Here is a 15331-nt window from a genome sequence, read left to right on the forward strand (position 1 = left end):
CCTAATACATCCTCGGCAACTCGATCCCCTTGATTTTCCGATAAAGTCCAAGTGCGGCCTGGTCGGTGAGGCTGGTGACGTAGTCGGTGATGTGGATGATACGGTCGTAGTCGGAGGAGCCCTCGGGGAGCTGCAGGTAGTGCGGCGGAATGAGGTCGGCTATCTTGCGGTGATGTTTAGAGTCTTGGCGGAAGGCAGCCTTCATGCAGGCATCCAGCAGGCCGCCCAGCACTTCGAAGCCGGCTGCTTCTATCTCCAGCACGGGTTTGTTGCGGTAGATTAGCTCAATGGATAGGCTCTTGATCTCGTCAAGCACGGGTTTGCAGCTGAGCTCGTTGATGAGCGGTTTGTCGTAGGTGCCGGCCAGTATCTCCTGTTCGTGCGCCAGAAAAATCCGGGTGGTTTCGTTGATGAGTTTACCGATGATGCGGGCTCGCAGGTAGCCGATTTCTTCACGCCAATCATAAAAGGTGAGGCTGGAGACCCGGTCGGGTGCGTCGTTCAAAATCTGGCGCAGCAGGGCTATACCTTGCTGGTGCGGTACCAGGCCAAGCTTCAGGCCGTCTTCAAAATCGATGATACGGTAGCAGATGTCATCAGCAGCCTCTACTAAAAAAGCGAGTGGATGGCGGTGATAGAACACCTGGTCGCCAGTTCCTTTTTTAAGCAAGCCTAACTCCTGCGCAATGGAGTTGAACCAGGCTTTCTCTGTCTGGAAGAAGCCGTACTTCTTCTCGCTGGTGTGTTTGGTGCCTGCTATCTCCGGCAGCGACTCTTTCGGGTATTTGGTGAATGTAGCCAGTGTGGTATAGGTCAGGCTAAGGCCGCCCGGCAGGTTGCAGTGCGCCGGGTAGGTATAGGTGAGCACCCGGAAACCGGCCGCGTTGCCTTCAAAGCGCTGCAGGTCGGCCTTTTGTGCCTCTGTCAGGTTCGTCAGAAAGGGCTGTGCCTCCTCACTCAGAAAGTAAGCCGAGATGGCGTCTTCGCCCGAGTGTCCAAACGGCGGGTTGCCGATGTCGTGCGCCAGGCAGGCCGCCGCCACAATGTCGCCGAAGTCGGCTTCCTGTATGTTCTTGTCACCAGTTAGTTCCGGGTAGCGCTCCAGTATGCTCTTGCCCACAATACGGCCAAGCGAGCGCCCCACCACCGATGCTTCGAGGCTGTGCGTGAGGCGGGTGTGCACAAAGTCGCTCTCCGGCATGGGCATCACCTGCGTCTTGTTCTGCAGGCGTCGGAAGGCCGAGGAGAACACAATGCGGTCGTAGTCGCGCTGGAACTCACCGCGCACCGATTCGTCTGAGGTATACTTGCTGTCGGTCGTTTCGAAGCGTTTCTTAGATATTAAGCGTTCCCAGGAGGTAGAAAGGTTCATGTAGTAACGTGGTATAAATTAACTGAGCAGCACGCTAATGCCGAGAGTAGCTAGAAATAATATGCCTAATGATATCATGTAAGTTAAACCGATCGGGATCAACTTGACTGCCGTGCGCAGGTACGGTTCCTTGTATACATAGCGCAGCGCAAAGAATAAATAAGCCATGCTGATCAGGATCACCCATCCATTGGTATCGAAACTGCTGAAAACCACCTCTGTGAGCGTGGCAAATATAATCAGCAGGAAAACAAAGGTATGGAAATGCACAGAGAACATCAGGTGCTCCACGTAATTACGGCGCTGAGACCGGTAAGACAGGTATAGGATGAATCCGAAAAAGGGCATGAGCACAAACATCATGAAGGAGATGTTCTTTAGGAGCTTCTGACGGGACTGTTCTTCGTTTTTGAGAAAGTTTCTGAACTTATTATCCAAGTCCTCATTTAGCATGACAGATGAAGTGTCGCTAAGAGTCAGGCCGGCCCGTGACCTGGCCAGGGAGTCAGCTTGCATGACCCGGGCGGCTGCGTCTGGATCAGTGGCCTCGAGCTTTTCTATTGCCCCCTCCCCATCATTCACCACAAGGTTCTCCGAGGCAAACAGAGCAATAGTGGTAAAGAAAAAGATACTGACAAACACATAAAGCCTGAATGGCGGAACGTAAGCTACGCGCTGGCCCATATTGAATTTTTCTGTCAGGTAACCGGGGCGGGTGATCAGGTACTTGAAAGTGCGCCAGAATTTAGTGTCGTAGTGTAGGGTGCTCTCAAAGAACTCCTCTACCAGGTGCTTGACCGGCACATTCAGGTCATGGTTTTCCTGTCCGCAGTTGGGGCAGTAGTTGTTTACCTCCTCAAAGGTATAGCCGCAGTTCGGGCATTGTACAAACTTTCGTCTTTTCTTCGCCATGGACATCAATCAAGCAGTGCGCTTAACCTGTCAAATATAGTATACTCACTATAATAATACCATTCCTTGCCTCTAAGCAATTTCAGGAGACAATAATAATTCGCTGTTATAACAACATGGCCATGTTTTAAGATGTTACCTTTTGCTGTGTTCGAATAAGTTGTATGTCGTTGTATCCATCACTAGGGCCTGTTTCACGCTAAAGTTATACTGTAATTGGTGTAATCTGCTGGTTACCTTTTATTGGAAAGTCTCCTTTGCGTACAGCCGATGTTTTGCAACATTTGTACAGTTACTCGAGCCTATTCCGAGCGATGGAAAACAGACTGTCCCTTTCCAAGCCATGAAAACTACACGCGAGCTACTGACAAAACCCTGCGTCGGGTATACGCTTACACTCCTGGAGTGTATGTCCTGACATCTGAAAACAAACCTTAATCCTGAAAAGCGACCAGAATCATTCATTTGTTCCTGGTCGCTTTTTTTATTTGTATTCAGGGTTAAACTATAAGGAAATCAAGGCGTAGAAATTAGTGGAGATTCCTATCCTACAAGGAGGATTGCACTGAATATTTAACCATAACTAAAAGGAGGTACCACTATGAAACCAATGAGAAAAGAGCGCACAGGAGGTGAAAGTCTCGCTCCCAAGTCGTTCTTCACAGATTTTTTCAGCGACGTAGATCGTTTTTTCGAGAACGATCTGCTACGCATGCCGGCCCAAATCGGGCGGCAGATCATGCGGAATATGCCCGCAACCAATATCCGCGAAAACGAAAGGGAGTACACCATAGAGTTGGCAGCCCCAGGTATGGCGAAAGAGGATTTTGCGGTAGACATAGATGAGGGCATGCTGACGATCAGCAGTCAGAAAGAGCAGGATAACACAACAGAAGACGATAACTATACCCGCCGGGAGTATAATTACAGCTCATTCAGCCGCTCATTCAAATTGCCCGATGCTGTAAGACCAGAGGAAATAAAGGCGCGCTACGAGGAAGGCGTGCTCAAAATAACTGTGCCGAAGCAAGAGCAGGCAAACAACAGTAACCGCAAACGCGTCAGCATCGAGTAAGGTGCCGGGCAAAACAGAAAAGGGAGGCCGAAAGCCAGGAATGGTCGGAAGATTAAATCTTCCGGCCATTTTTTGTTTCGGGGCTATTTTTTCACTTCCTTGACCTGTCTGCTCCTATTGTTTGTTGTCTTAACAGGCTAACAGCTAAAGATGATGCGCATATTCAAAGACCACCAGATGAGTGTGAGCCAGTTGCTGGCGCTTATCCCCGAGCAATACCTGGAGCAACTCCCTCTTCAAAGCAGGGTAGACCGCTATGCCAAAGTACTCCATGGCCGCAAGATGTTCTACCTCCTGCTCTATGGGATGCTGGAAAACGAGCGGCTCAGTCAGCGGAGCCTGGAAGACACCTTCCATGACCCGTTCTTCAAGCAGCTCTTTCACCTAGATGCCAGTGAAAGCGTCCGACGGAGCTCTGTTTCAGAGCGGCTCCCGAAGAGAGATGCACACTTCTTCAGCCAGATCTATGAATGCATCTATGAGCAGTATGCCGGCTTGTATGCAGCGCGTGAGCGGCAAAAGCACCTGTTGATCCGTGTGGACAGCACCTTGGTGAGTGATACAGCCGGCAAGCTGCAAAGCAGCATCGGGCATACAAGCAGCATCGGGCATACAAGCGGCAAGAAGGCAGTCAAATACACCATGGCCTTTGATGGGGTGCTGCCCTGCAGCGCCCAGGCTTTCAGCGAGCGTAGCTGTAACAGCGAAGCGGTGGCCCTGCCTCACCCGGTCTGGCAGCATGTCCGGCAGGAGGCGGGCCATCAGAACCTGTATGTGCTGGACCGGGGCCTGCAATCGGCCCAAAGCCTGGAGGCCTTTGAGGCGCAGCAGGTGCGCTTTGTATGCCGGGTAAAGGAAAACCGCAAGTATGAGCTCAGGTCCAACCTGCTTGGGGAAGACCAGCAGACAGATCTGGGAGAAGGAGTGCTGCTGAGCGATGAGCTGGTCAGGCTTTACTGCGGGGAGCGCATCCAAAACAAGGAAGGCAATGTCCATTACCGGGAAAGCCTGCTGGAGCAGGATTTCCGCCTCCTCATCGTGGAAAGCAAGCAAGACCCGGGGCGGCGCTACTGGCTGTTGACCCATGCCCTGCAGATGCCCGCAGAAGAGGTGGCCAAGGCCTACCGGCAAAGGTGGGACAGTGAGGTGTTCTTTCGCTTCCTCAAGCAGGAGCTGCACCTGAGCCATTTGGTTTCGCTCAACCAGAACGGCATCAGGGTGATGCTTTACATGACCTTGATCGTGGCCATGCTGCTGCTTATCTACAAACATGCCAACGCCATCGGGTATAAAACAGCTAAACGCAGGTTTGCGATGGAAGTCAGAAATCTGGCCATTGCCATCATCGTGGCAGAGTGCGGTGGGGACCTGGACAAACTCTTCAAAACATAAAAAAGTGGTCGGAATTTCTTCCGACCACTCCTGGCCGAAAGCCTCCCTTTTCTGTTTATTGCACTTTAACCACTTTCGTGACGCCGCTGCTGGAGCCCTCGCTCCAGCGCAGCACATAAGTGCCCGATGCCAGGTCGGCGACATTGATCTCGACAACGTCGGTGCCGTCGGTCACTGTGGCTGTCACGTCGCGCACCATCCTGCCCTGCAAATCGTAGAGTTGCATGCTCAGGTCGGATGAGCTGCGCACCAGGTATTCGATGCGTATGGTTTCGCCAGGGGTGCCATCGGCATTGGTAGTGAGGCCGATCGGATTCGGGTATACCTTGAAAACACGCAGATCGCTTGGGTTAAGCACCTGCACCCTGCCCGAAAAAGCTTCCGTGTTATCCGAGTAGACCACGCGCAGGCGGTAATAGCTGCGACGCGGCAATGGATCGCTGTCCGTGAAGGTATAGTCGCGGCCCTGGCCGGAGGCAGGAACCTCGCCTACGTCTTCCCACTGTTGCCCATCCTGACTGCGCTGCACCACAAAGCGGGCTATACCTTGTTCTGTGCTGGTCGTCCAGATCACATTCACGGCGCCAGCACTCGAAAAGGAAGCGTCAAAGGTGAAGACCTCGGAAGCTAGGTTACAATCGCCATCCAGCTTCGGTGTCATTGGGGAGCGACCGCCACATACCAGCGGGCTCAGGCTGCGGCTCAGCACCAGATTCGCGCCCGCTATATCAGGCGGTGTCAGGTCGCGGATCTGCTTTTGGCGGCCAATATTGTAGTGCATCAGGGTGTTCGGCAGAATAACGTGGCCAAGCTGGTGCGCATGCCCTAACTCGTGCAGAATCACGGTTTCAAAGTCGAACTGGTTGGCGCTTGGGCCTCCCGGGCCATACTGCCAGGTGATGTTGCTGTTGATCTCCATGTCAAACTCGGTGAGCCAGAAGACCGTGTCGCGGCGGGTACCGTTTATCGATACGCAACCTCTGTACTTGCTGATAGTGCGGGCCAGCACACTCTGGCCTGTTACGGATGGAGGTGCGAAGCGGATAATGCTGCGGCCGTCGTCGGCGGAGCTCTCCGATGTGGCGGTCGCTCCAACTGTCCAGTTTACGTTTGTGGTGCACACCCAATTGTTCACGGCGCGTCTGAAGCCCTCCTGAGCGGCGGCTCTGCTTTGCAGGCTGGGCGCGAACTGTATGGTGTAGCCGCCCTTCTGGTTGACATCAACCAGGGCGGGCTGAAATGGCGTGTTGCCACCCTCGGCCACTACGTTGGAGTAGGCGAACTCAATGATGAGCGTCCCGGCACTCGTACCTGAAGTCCCGTCATCGGCGGTGACCTTTACGCGGCCTGTTCCGGCTGTGCCCCCTGTTTCGGTATAGGAAGGTACCATCACTTTGATCTGGGTATTGGTCCAGGACACGTAGTCAGATGCGTAGGGGCGCACCAGGGTAGTACCGCCGTCATCGGCGTTGGGGAACTCCACAAATCCTTTGCCGCGGGTGTTGCCGAAGCCGGTACCGGTTATGGTGAGCACGGCTCCTGTGCCGGCGCTGGTGCGCGAAGGACTGATGCCGAGAACAGTCGGAGCTTGCGTCGCCTGGGTGCTCTCCTGCTTCAGTTGGGCCTTTATACCTGACTCCAGTCTATCATTGGCTACCACTGTTTTGTATTGCTGCCCCATGCGCGATGTCACGGACTGGTATACCTCCTGCACAGATTTGTATTGGTTAAACGGATCGGCTGCGGTGCCCCGCTCCACATCGTAGCGTACAAAACCCTGCCGGCTGGCGTATGGTTTGGTGATGACAGCAGCCGCGCTGGCCACTATACCTGCAGGCGCGCCCTTGGTCAGGAAAAACATACCCTGCTGCCCTTTCTTCAACTGCAAGGCCGACGAGACCGTGTGCATCGCCAGGCCGACTGTGCCACCATCCGTGATCACTTCCACCTGGCGCTCCTTCAACTCTCCCTTGAATACCTTGAAAAGCCGGACCGTGTGCGCGGTATAGATAAGCTCCTTTCGGGCATCCCAAAACGAGCGCTGGGCCACCACTTCGCCTTCTACAATAATGTCAGCTGCTTTGATGCGCTCCTCAAGCGAAACGGGCACCATGTGCAGGTCTTCAGAGGCATGCGCTGCAAAGGAAATCACCGAAAGAAGGAGTGCCAACAACATGGCAGTGCTTCGCGACCCCAAGCGGTCAGGTGTTAGGAGTATGGTGGTCATAGACTGGTGCGGATTGTCAGTTAGCTATCGATAAAATTAGAGTGTCGCATTCCAAAGCGGCCATAACGTACTATTACGGAAAAGGATGTGCCATGGTATGCGCGGTTTGCTGCCAAATATAATAAAATTGTGTGTCGGGTGAAGTAAGTCAGGTATAGCTTTCGTCTGAGAGCAGCAGTTTTGAGCGCTAGTGTGCCAGCGCGGATTTTATCAGGATGAACTCGTTGATGTTGTCGGAGTTGATGACACCGGCCAGCCGCCCGTTTTCGAGTACCGGGAAAAGGGGCACCTTGGTCTTCTGCAGCTCTGTGTATGCCTCGGCCAGCTTGTCCTGCACGTTAAAGGCCTTGACTTCCTGCGTCATGATTTCAGACACCGGGCGCTCGATCTTCTCTTCTTTTACGGCCTGTATCAGTTGCATGCGGGTGAGCGTGCCCATTACCTCTCCGTCCTGCTCTACCACAAAGTCGTGTTCCGAGCCTTTGAGGAGTTTGCCCAGGGCATCACGTACCGTTTCGGAGGGTGCCAGGGTCACGAAATTGGTCATCATGCCCTCGCGCACCAGGTGCCCGCGCAAAAAGTCGAGGTGCTGCACCACCATGTTCTCAGACCAGGCACCAAAAAACACGAAGATGCCGATCAGGATCAGGAAAGGGTTGTAGAAAAAGCCGATGAACATGAAGAAGATGGCCAGCATCTGGCCCATGTTGGCCGCTATCTGGGTTGCCCGCACCCTGCCCAACTTGAAAGCCAGCAGCGCTCGTAGCACACGCCCGCCATCCATTGGGAAGGCAGGTATAGCGTTGAAGACGACGAGCATCAGGTTGACAAAGAACAACAGGTATAGAAAGTTGGCTGGGGTGATGCGGGCGAAAAACGACTCGTCCGGCAGTTCGCGCAGCGGCGGGAGCACCAGCCAGAGGATGAAGGCAATCACCACGTTCACGGCGGGGCCGGCAATAGCGATCAACAGTTCCTGCTTCGGGTTTTCAGGTATACGCTCCAGGCTGGCCACACCGCCGATCGGCAAAAGCGTAATCATTTTGGTGTCTACGCCATAGCGCTTTGCCGTAAGGGCATGGCCCAGTTCGTGCAGCACCACGCACAGGAAAATGGTCAGCACAAAAGCAACTGACAGGAGGGTAGCCATCAGGTCGGAGCCGCGCTGTATTTCCGAAAACACGATCCAGCCGATCAGGATCAGGAATGTCCAGTGCATCAGAATCTTGATACCCGCTATTCTGCCAAGGTTAAGGGACCATTTCATAGGGTGTTTCTACATATCGGTTATACCTGTAACGTGCTTATACGCTAGAAGTTAACAGCCAGGCGGGCTTTGCGGCAGCGCTATACCTTAGCCCAAAAGCTGTGGCACCACCTTGTCGCCAAACACCTCGATGAAGCGCTCCTGCTCCAGGTTGACGTTGTGCAGAATCAGCTGACTAAAGCCCAGGTCTAGGTCCTGTTGCAGCCACTCCACGTGCTGGTTTGGGTCGGAGGAGATGCGCACATGCTCGCGCAGGTCCTCTTCGCGCACGAACATGGCCGTCTGCTCGAGTTGTTTGGCCGTGCGCAGGTCGGAGAGCACGGCGCTCGGGAAGATGTTGGAGCGCCACTGGTCATGGGCACCCTGCAGTGCCTTTTTCTCGTCCTTGTCGTAAGAGAGTTGCACCTTCAGGTACATCGGTTTACCCTCGCCACCACCTCTGTGGAAAGCATCCACCATTTTCTTGAGTTCCTTTGGTGGCTTCGATACAGTGATCAGGCCGTCGGCCCAGCCGCCCACCCATTCGGCGGTCTCCTCGGTTATGGCGGCTCCTATGATGTTGGGCGCTACTTTGGCGCGGGTATAAAGTTTGGCTTCTTCCACTGTCACCAGGCCATGATGCGTGACGGTTTCGCCGTCCCAAAGCGCCCGGATGATGTCGACGCACTCTTTCAGGCGGTTGTTGCGGTCCTGTTTCACGGGCCAGTGCTCGCCCGTAATCTGTTCGTTGATGTATTGCCCGCTGCCCATGGCTACCCAGAAGCGTTCTGGAAACATCTCGGCCAGCGTGGCGGCGGCCTGCGCAATGATGGCCGGGTGGTAGCGCTGCCCGGGTGCGTTGACGATGCCGAAGGGCAGTTTGGTGGCCTGCATGGCCGCTCCGAGCCAGGACCACGCAAAGCCACTCTCACCCTGGTCGAGGCTCCAGGGTGCGAAGTGGTCCGAGGACATGGCGGCGTTAAAGCCCGCCTGCTCGGCCTGTTGCACAAACTTCAGGAGTTCGCTTGGTTTAAACTGCTCGTGCGAGGCGTGGTAGCCGATGCGGAGTGCGCTGTCTTGTTGCTTCATAGGTATAGCCGCTTGGTTTTAAGTAGTAAGGCATACGGCTACACTTTGCGCTTTGGTTTCGTAAGAGGCAAAGGCACAGAAAAGGCGGGCTTCCGAAAACTCCGCCTTTTTTAAGTATTGAAATATTTTTTGATCTTTAGAGCTTAAAGCATGCGCAGCCAATTTGACTTTTATCATTTACATCTGTTGGCAGATTGAAGTGCGTTCTTCGTTAGCTTATTTCTAATTTTGAATTTCTAATTCTCTATTTTGGCGCAGCACAGGTATGGCAGACATCAAAGAACGTGATTTTGAGCGGGAGCTGAGCTTTCAGGCTTCGCGGAGTGGCGGGGCCGGTGGGCAGAACGTGAACAAAGTGGCCAGCAAAGTCGAGCTGCGTTTTCATGTGGCAGAATCGCAACTGCTGACAGACGAGGAAAAGGCGCTGGTGCAGGAAAAGCTGGGGAACCGCATCAACAGCGAGGGCTACCTGCAGGTGGTTTGCCAGGCGGAGCGCAGCCAATTGCAGAACAAGGAACAGTGCATCGAGCGTTTCTACGAGCTGCTCCGGCAGGCTCTTACCCGCCAGAAGAAGCGTAAGGCCACCAAACCCACCCGCGCCTCGGTGCGCAAGCGCCTGGAGGGCAAGCGCCGTCAATCTGACAAAAAAGCCAGCCGAGGCGGTTTTAAAAGCGATTATTAAGGTATGGTAGTGCCAGTTGGTCTCCGCGTTTGATTCGCGGGCCATTTAAAAGTTTCAAGAGCAGTTACTAAGGTATAGCGCAGACCGCATATTACGGAGGTTGGTTTTCAGCAACATATTCTGAAGCAGTTATTCAGGTATAGCACCTTTCTTTCAGCACAGGTATACCAGGCTACGCTCCAGATACGTTCCGATAAGACTGTCCGCTATACCTTGCTGCATCGTCTTTCAAAAAAGATAGTACCCAGGCGGGGCAGGTTGGCTCTTTTCTGCAGAATAGGTAAGATCTTTGCCGCGGCAAGGGGCAGACTCCGAAGACAACACATGAAGAAGATTATTTTTACGATACTAGTGGTGGCGGGGGCGGCTACGGCCAGCCAGGCGCAGAAATACAGAACAGCGGCAGGTATACGCCTGGGCGGCGACCAGTTTGGGGCTACCCTGCAACAGCGGGTCGCGGAGAAAAGCACCCTCGAAGGTATAGCCCTGGTCGGTTCGCGGGAGTATAGTGGCACGGTGCTCTACCAGCGCCACTGGCCCATGCTGGGCAAGCGCTTCAACTACTACCTGGGCGGCGGCGGACACATCGGCAACCTCAAAGACCAGGGCGTGTTCACGGGCTTGGATGCCATTGTGGGTGTAGAGTACAAGGTAAACGGACTGCCTTTCCTGGTCTCTGCTGACGTAAAACCGGCGCTACACTTCAACCACGAGGACTGGGTGAACCTGGCCACAGGTATCTCGATCCGCTATGTGATTGTGCCGGAGAAGAAAGAGAAAAAGAAGATCTGGCCTTTTGGCAAGCAGCAGGAAGAAGAGGAAAAGTCGGGCTGGCCGTTTGGCAAAAAGAAAGAGCCGGAGCCGCCTAAAAAGAAGGTATGGCCCTTCGGCAAAAAGGAAGAGCCCGCGCCAGAACCAGAGCCTGAGAAGCGCATCGACCTCAACAAGATATTCAAGAAAAAGGAAAACTAGCAACAATCGCCCGGCCCCATTCAGGCCGGGCGATTGCTGTTATAAGGGCAGTGTTTTTGTGGTCGCTCAGCTTAGACGTGAGCGTGATATTGGTGGTAGATAAAACCTGGAGAAGTGTTGGGCCGGTGTATAGGTCATGTTACAGCTGGCATTTGGCCCTTGGTAAGGCGGCCTGCTACAGCATGGCCACAGGCTGGGAAGCAGGGTTTTCGGTGCTATACAGCAGGGTAACGCGCTCCTGCTGCAGGCGCTCAGCCAACAACACACGCTCGTCAATGGTTTTTTTCAAGGCGAAGCCAAAAGAGGCTACCAGTGCTAATAAAAGAATGATAATCTTCATGGTTTTATTTGGTACTAATGGCGGGGTTAAGGAAACGGTAAAATCAGGTATGCTACTTTATCAGGGAGTCACGTGAGATGGTAATGACCACTTCAGGAAGCAGGTTTGGATAGCGCTCCAGTTCTCTCAATTCCTGGCGGTGCTTGATCTCTTCTACATCGCTGGCAGTTTTCTTGCCTGCGGCGCCGAAAGCTGCTGTAAGTCCGAACAAAAGGATTAGGATTTTCATAGTGATTTAGTTTTAGGATGATGTGTAAAAGGGTTGTATGTAGTCAGGGTGTCAGGCCTTTGGCGCTACGATCAGCACTTCTGGCAACAGGTTAGGGTAGCTGCGCAATTCTCTTTGTTCTTGCTGCAGTTTGTGCTTGGCGGCGGCTACTTCAATGTCGTTTGCTGTTTTTTTGCAGGTGGCTCCGAAGCCAAGTACCAGGGCGATTAATAAGATGATGATTTTCATAATTGTAAGGATTTAAAAGTTTCTGAGTTTCATGATGTAAGTACTTAATAGATAGTGTTGTTAGGTAAAAGGTTGCTTGGTGCTTCTAAATTATTTTTTATTTATAATGAGCATATTGCAGTTTATGTGCCATTGTTGCAACTGTCTGTAAATCAGTGTCTTGCGAATTTAAATCGCCATTCCTTCTCCTAAAACCGTCCAATAGCGTACAGGTGTTTGTTCGAAAATGAACATGAATAGAGCGGTTTTCCGTGCTGTCTTAAATCTTTTCGGATACTTAATTGTAAAGTATACAGCCGCTTTCTGTACGGTGAGCGGAACTACCAAATAATTTGGAATACCCATGTATAAAGGAACCTTAATAGCGCTCGGAGGAGGGTATGACGATGATCTGATCAAGCTAATCAGGTCTGAGATATGCCCGGTGCATGCCAACATAGAAGTGATCGCAACGGCGGCTACCGAGCCGCAGGAATCCGGTTTGGCTTACAAAGAGGCGTTCGAGGAATTGGGCTGTAACAAAGTGCAGTTCATGCTGATCGATGAAAACCACGCTGCAGACCAGCCCGAGTACATCAGCCGCATCCAGCAGGCCGATGTGATTTTCTTTACAGGGGGCGATCAGGTCCGTTTGATTGAGTTCCTGAACGGCACGCAGCTCCTGGAGATCATGCGCCGCCGCTACCACCACGAGCCCATCATCATAGCGGGCACCAGCGCAGGGGCCGCCATCATGTCAGATCGCATGATCTACGACGGTTACGGCCACTACTCGCTTATCAAAGGGGAGATGAAAACGACCATCGGCTTCGGCTTTATCAGCCATCTGTACATCGACACGCACTTTGTGGAGCGCGGCCGCTTCGGGCGACTGGCCCATGCCGTGGCGCACGACCCGGCCTATGTCGGTGTTGGCCTGAGCGAAGAGACCGGCATCATCATCAAAGAAGGAAACAAGATTGAAGTGTTCGGGACGGGAGTCGTGACGATCATCGATGCCAGCAAGATCCGGTTCACCAACACACGGCAGGTGTCCGAGAACCAGCCCATTGCCGTGGAGCACCTGATCATGCACATGCTGGTGGAGGGTTACCGCTACTGCCTGGAGGAGCACCTGTTCCAGCCGGTGGAGCAGCATCTGCCCAGCCCCGCTCAGGAGGCCAGCGATGCTACTGCCAACATAGCCTAAGGTTTTACTCTGTCTTCCTGCTGCAACTCCATGTTGATGGCCACTCCGGCCTTGGCGCCTTCAGCTGCCGCCACAATCACGAGCTGCATGTCACGGGCTGCATCGCCGGCCACGTAGAGGCCCGGTATGTTGGCCTGCTGCAGGCGCCGCGTCTTGATCACACCCTTGCCGGTAAACTCACAGCCCAACTGCTCACCAATATCCGACTGCTGCCTGGTTTCCCCGGAAAAGAAAAGGGCCCCCTGCGGCCTCGACTGCCCATTTCGCAATACAATGTGCTCCAGCATGCCATCACTTCCCTCCACGCGGGCAATGGCATCGGTGCATACTTTTACCCCGTTCAGATCAAGCAGCTCTATGTCCTTGTTGTTGAGCTTCCTGGTGCCGTCTGTGTAGAGGGTTACGTCGTCGCTCCAGTTTTTCATGGCCAGGGCCTGGCCTATCCCGTTGCGGTCTTTGCCATATACCGCAATGGCTTTGTCGCGGCTCTCCCAGCCATCGCAGTAAGGGCAGTGGTGCACGCTTTGCCCATAGAGCTCTTCTATACCTTCCACTTCCGGCAGCTTGTCCTTCAGGCCCGTGGCTAAAAGCAGTTTGCGGGAGTGGTATACATGCCCTTCGCTGGATTCTACCACGTAAGTGCCTTTGCTGTAGGTGGCGGTGCCTACCGGATGGTCTATTATCTGTATGTTGTATTTCTTAAGTTCTTCCCGACCTTTCCGGATAAAATCGCCAGGGTTCACGCCGTCGCTTGACAGGAAGCCATTCATGCTCCTGGACCAGCGGTTGCGGGGTTCGCCACTGTCGAATAAAAGTACCTTGCGTCGGGACCTGCCCAGTATCATGGCGGCGTTAAGCCCTGCAGGGCCGCCTCCGATGATAATCACGTCATATGTTTCCTTCATGGGTTTATTCTATTGAGAGTATGTAAACGTAGATTGCCTGCGGGAGGTGGGACGGCAGAGAAAAAAATGCCACGATAGCCTTTTAAAGGCACACTATGGGGGATGGATGTGCGTTTTTCGACCAATGTCAGATATTATTTGAAAAAAGGAGCGGCAAGCGCTTTTTAAGTATGAATGTTTTATATATTTGTTTAACCTTATTAACACCCTTCATTTAAACAAGTCGCATTTTATGAAAAGCAAAATCTTAGCCTTTTTAGGTAGCGCCCTGATTTCGGGTACAGCCATGGCCGGCGGATACCAGGTGAACCTGGCTGGCCAGCGCCAGATCGGTATGGGCCATACGGGGACGGGTCTGGTAACAGGCACGTCCAGCATTTTCTTTAACCCTGGTGCCATGAGTCACTTAGGCTACAGTGGCGTGACGATAGGCGGTAGTGCGCTCGTCTCCAGAATTGCCCATTCTGCTCCTGAGTCTAACGGTGTTACGGCTCGTACGGATAACCCACTAGGCACTCCTTTCCAGGTGTATGGCGTGTACAACATAAACGAAAAATTCTCTGCCGGTCTGGGTGTGTATACCCCGTTTGGCAGCACCGTGAACTGGGGTGACGAGTGGAGCGGCCGCTATGGGCTGAACCAGCTGGAACTGCAGGCGATCTATGTGCAGCCTACCGTTAGCTACGCCATTACCGAGAAGCTAGGTATAGGTATAGGCCTTTCTTACGTAATCGGAAGCGTTAATTTGCAGCGTTCGGTGCCAGTGCAGAACCAGGACGGCACGGAAGGCGGTATCGAACTGGATGGCGGCGCTGAGTCGGCATTCGGCTTTAACGCAGGCATCTTCTTCCAGCCAACAGAGAAATTCTCAATCGGTGTGAACTACCGCTCCAGAGTAGACCTGAAAGTAGAAGGTGGCGACGTGATGTTCAGCAACATCCCGGCGGCTGCCCGCGGCAACTTCCCTGATGGCACCACCTTCAACGCGGAGCTGCCAATGCCTTCCACCCTTTCGGTAGGTATAGGCTTTAAGCCAAACGAGCGCCTGACGCTGGCTGCTGACATTAGCCATGTAGGCTGGGATGCTTACGAGAAACTGCGCTTCGACTTCAGCCAGAACGTGGCCGGCAGCCCTTCGTCTGAGGCGGCACGTAACTACGAGAACGCTTTCATCTACCGCATCGGTGGTGAGTACATGGCAACAGACGCCCTGGCCCTCCGTGCCGGCGCTTACCTCGACAAAACCCCTGTACAGGACGGCTACCTGACGCCAGAGACGCCGGATTCAGACTCACGCGGTCTTTCTGCAGGTATAGGTTACTCTGTTTCTGAAAACTTCAGCATTGACGCTTCTTTCCTCTATATCAACAAAAAAGAAAGAACGGATGCAGCCAACCTGTCTAGCGGTATAGCGGGCACTTATAAATCGGTCGCCTATATCCCTGGTATCGGTCTGAACTTCAAATTCTAATT

15 protein-coding genes are annotated in these 15331 nt (G+C 53.3%); 6 read left to right on the forward strand and 9 right to left on the reverse strand.

The window, feature by feature from the left end; genetic code table 11:
* Position 1: 1 nt before the first annotated feature.
* Together dgt and Q4E40_RS12135 are read right to left on the reverse strand one after the other, a co-directional pair.
* Entirely contained in the window at positions 2-1372 is a 1371-nt protein-coding gene (dgt, locus tag Q4E40_RS12130) for a dGTP triphosphohydrolase (protein WP_303412476.1), read from the reverse strand.
* A gap of 18 nt (positions 1373-1390) precedes the next feature.
* Complete coding sequence (locus Q4E40_RS12135) at positions 1391-2284, reverse strand: DUF3667 domain-containing protein (protein ID WP_303412478.1); 894 nt, start codon at positions 2282-2284, stop codon at positions 1391-1393.
* A 601-nt stretch (positions 2285-2885) separates the two neighbouring features.
* On the opposite strand from Q4E40_RS12135, the gene Q4E40_RS12140 reads away from it, so the two are divergent.
* Positions 2886-3359, forward strand: a complete 474-nt coding sequence (locus tag Q4E40_RS12140; protein WP_303412479.1) for an Hsp20/alpha crystallin family protein — start codon at positions 2886-2888, stop codon at positions 3357-3359.
* A gap of 150 nt (positions 3360-3509) precedes the next feature.
* A complete protein-coding gene (locus Q4E40_RS12145) occupies positions 3510-4751 on the forward strand; it encodes an IS4 family transposase (RefSeq protein WP_303412480.1) in 1242 nt (413 codons plus the stop codon).
* Positions 4752-4806: 55 nt separating this feature from the next.
* On the opposite strand, the gene Q4E40_RS12150 is transcribed toward Q4E40_RS12145, so the two are convergent.
* The 3 genes from Q4E40_RS12150 to Q4E40_RS12160 all read right to left on the reverse strand — a co-directional run bounded on the left by Q4E40_RS12150 (position 4807) and on the right by Q4E40_RS12160 (position 9313).
* Positions 4807-6978, reverse strand: a complete 2172-nt coding sequence (locus Q4E40_RS12150; RefSeq protein ID WP_303412481.1) for an IPT/TIG domain-containing protein — start codon at positions 6976-6978, stop codon at positions 4807-4809.
* Positions 6979-7165: 187 nt separating this feature from the next.
* On the reverse strand, positions 7166-8245 hold the full coding sequence (locus tag Q4E40_RS12155; RefSeq protein WP_303412482.1) for a site-2 protease family protein: 1080 nt from the start codon (positions 8243-8245) through the stop codon (positions 7166-7168).
* A gap of 87 nt (positions 8246-8332) precedes the next feature.
* The gene (locus Q4E40_RS12160) at positions 8333-9313 is read right to left on the reverse strand and encodes a TIGR03885 family FMN-dependent LLM class oxidoreductase (protein WP_303412483.1); all 981 of its coding nucleotides are present in this window, start codon (positions 9311-9313) and stop codon (positions 8333-8335) included.
* A 265-nt stretch (positions 9314-9578) separates the two neighbouring features.
* Between Q4E40_RS12160 and arfB the strand changes: the two genes are divergently transcribed.
* Both arfB and Q4E40_RS12170 read left to right on the forward strand, forming a co-directional pair.
* Positions 9579-9995: an alternative ribosome rescue aminoacyl-tRNA hydrolase ArfB gene (gene arfB, locus Q4E40_RS12165; RefSeq protein WP_303412484.1), complete on the forward strand. Its 417-nt coding sequence runs from the start codon at positions 9579-9581 to the stop codon at positions 9993-9995.
* A 324-nt stretch (positions 9996-10319) separates the two neighbouring features.
* Entirely contained in the window at positions 10320-10967 is a 648-nt protein-coding gene (locus Q4E40_RS12170) for a hypothetical protein (protein ID WP_303412485.1), read from the forward strand.
* A 175-nt stretch (positions 10968-11142) separates the two neighbouring features.
* Here the strand turns inward: Q4E40_RS12170 and Q4E40_RS12175 are convergent, their stop codons facing one another.
* From Q4E40_RS12175 to Q4E40_RS12185, 3 genes are read right to left on the reverse strand one after another with little or no spacing between them, the layout of a single operon-like run.
* On the reverse strand, positions 11143-11307 hold the full coding sequence (locus Q4E40_RS12175; protein ID WP_303412486.1) for a hypothetical protein: 165 nt from the start codon (positions 11305-11307) through the stop codon (positions 11143-11145).
* Positions 11308-11359: 52 nt separating this feature from the next.
* A complete protein-coding gene (locus tag Q4E40_RS12180) occupies positions 11360-11536 on the reverse strand; it encodes a hypothetical protein (protein WP_303412487.1) in 177 nt (58 codons plus the stop codon).
* A gap of 51 nt (positions 11537-11587) precedes the next feature.
* Positions 11588-11764, reverse strand: coding sequence for a hypothetical protein (locus Q4E40_RS12185; protein ID WP_303412488.1), 177 nt, complete (start codon positions 11762-11764; stop codon positions 11588-11590).
* A 343-nt stretch (positions 11765-12107) separates the two neighbouring features.
* On the opposite strand from Q4E40_RS12185, the gene Q4E40_RS12190 reads away from it, so the two are divergent.
* Positions 12108-12953, forward strand: coding sequence for a cyanophycinase (locus tag Q4E40_RS12190; protein WP_303412489.1), 846 nt, complete (start codon positions 12108-12110; stop codon positions 12951-12953).
* Here Q4E40_RS12190 and Q4E40_RS12195 read toward each other — a convergent pair.
* Positions 12950-13858, reverse strand: a complete 909-nt coding sequence (locus tag Q4E40_RS12195; RefSeq protein ID WP_303412490.1) for an NAD(P)/FAD-dependent oxidoreductase — start codon at positions 13856-13858, stop codon at positions 12950-12952. The two genes, Q4E40_RS12190 and Q4E40_RS12195, sit on opposite strands and share 4 nt — an antisense overlap.
* 232 nt (positions 13859-14090) lie before the next feature.
* Here Q4E40_RS12195 and Q4E40_RS12200 point away from each other — a divergent pair, with 232 nt between their 5' ends.
* Entirely contained in the window at positions 14091-15329 is a 1239-nt protein-coding gene (locus Q4E40_RS12200; protein ID WP_303412491.1) for an OmpP1/FadL family transporter, read from the forward strand.
* Positions 15330-15331: the final 2 nt, after the last annotated feature.

Origin of the sequence: Pontibacter coccineus (genome assembly GCF_030546575.1) — a bacterium.
Classification (GTDB): domain Bacteria; phylum Bacteroidota; class Bacteroidia; order Cytophagales; family Hymenobacteraceae; genus Pontibacter; species Pontibacter coccineus.

Coding starts and splice junctions, on each gene's coding strand:
- Q4E40_RS12150 (WP_303412481.1), bottom strand. CDS start 6,978: ATGACCACCATACTCCTAACACCTGACCGCTTGGGGTCGCGAAGCACT.
- Q4E40_RS12160 (WP_303412483.1), bottom strand. CDS start 9,313: ATGAAGCAACAAGACAGCGCACTCCGCATCGGCTACCACGCCTCGCAC.
- Q4E40_RS12185 (WP_303412488.1), bottom strand. CDS start 11,764: ATGAAAATCATCATCTTATTAATCGCCCTGGTACTTGGCTTCGGAGCC.
- Q4E40_RS12170 (WP_303412485.1), top strand. CDS start 10,320: ATGAAGAAGATTATTTTTACGATACTAGTGGTGGCGGGGGCGGCTACG.
- dgt (WP_303412476.1), bottom strand. CDS start 1,372: ATGAACCTTTCTACCTCCTGGGAACGCTTAATATCTAAGAAACGCTTC.
- Q4E40_RS12175 (WP_303412486.1), bottom strand. CDS start 11,307: ATGAAGATTATCATTCTTTTATTAGCACTGGTAGCCTCTTTTGGCTTC.
- Q4E40_RS12180 (WP_303412487.1), bottom strand. CDS start 11,536: ATGAAAATCCTAATCCTTTTGTTCGGACTTACAGCAGCTTTCGGCGCC.
- arfB (WP_303412484.1), top strand. CDS start 9,579: ATGGCAGACATCAAAGAACGTGATTTTGAGCGGGAGCTGAGCTTTCAG.
- Q4E40_RS12145 (WP_303412480.1), top strand. CDS start 3,510: ATGATGCGCATATTCAAAGACCACCAGATGAGTGTGAGCCAGTTGCTG.
- Q4E40_RS12195 (WP_303412490.1), bottom strand. CDS start 13,858: ATGAAGGAAACATATGACGTGATTATCATCGGAGGCGGCCCTGCAGGG.
- Q4E40_RS12200 (WP_303412491.1), top strand. CDS start 14,091: ATGAAAAGCAAAATCTTAGCCTTTTTAGGTAGCGCCCTGATTTCGGGT.
- Q4E40_RS12140 (WP_303412479.1), top strand. CDS start 2,886: ATGAAACCAATGAGAAAAGAGCGCACAGGAGGTGAAAGTCTCGCTCCC.
- Q4E40_RS12155 (WP_303412482.1), bottom strand. CDS start 8,245: ATGAAATGGTCCCTTAACCTTGGCAGAATAGCGGGTATCAAGATTCTG.
- Q4E40_RS12190 (WP_303412489.1), top strand. CDS start 12,108: ATGTATAAAGGAACCTTAATAGCGCTCGGAGGAGGGTATGACGATGAT.
- Q4E40_RS12135 (WP_303412478.1), bottom strand. CDS start 2,284: ATGGCGAAGAAAAGACGAAAGTTTGTACAATGCCCGAACTGCGGCTAT.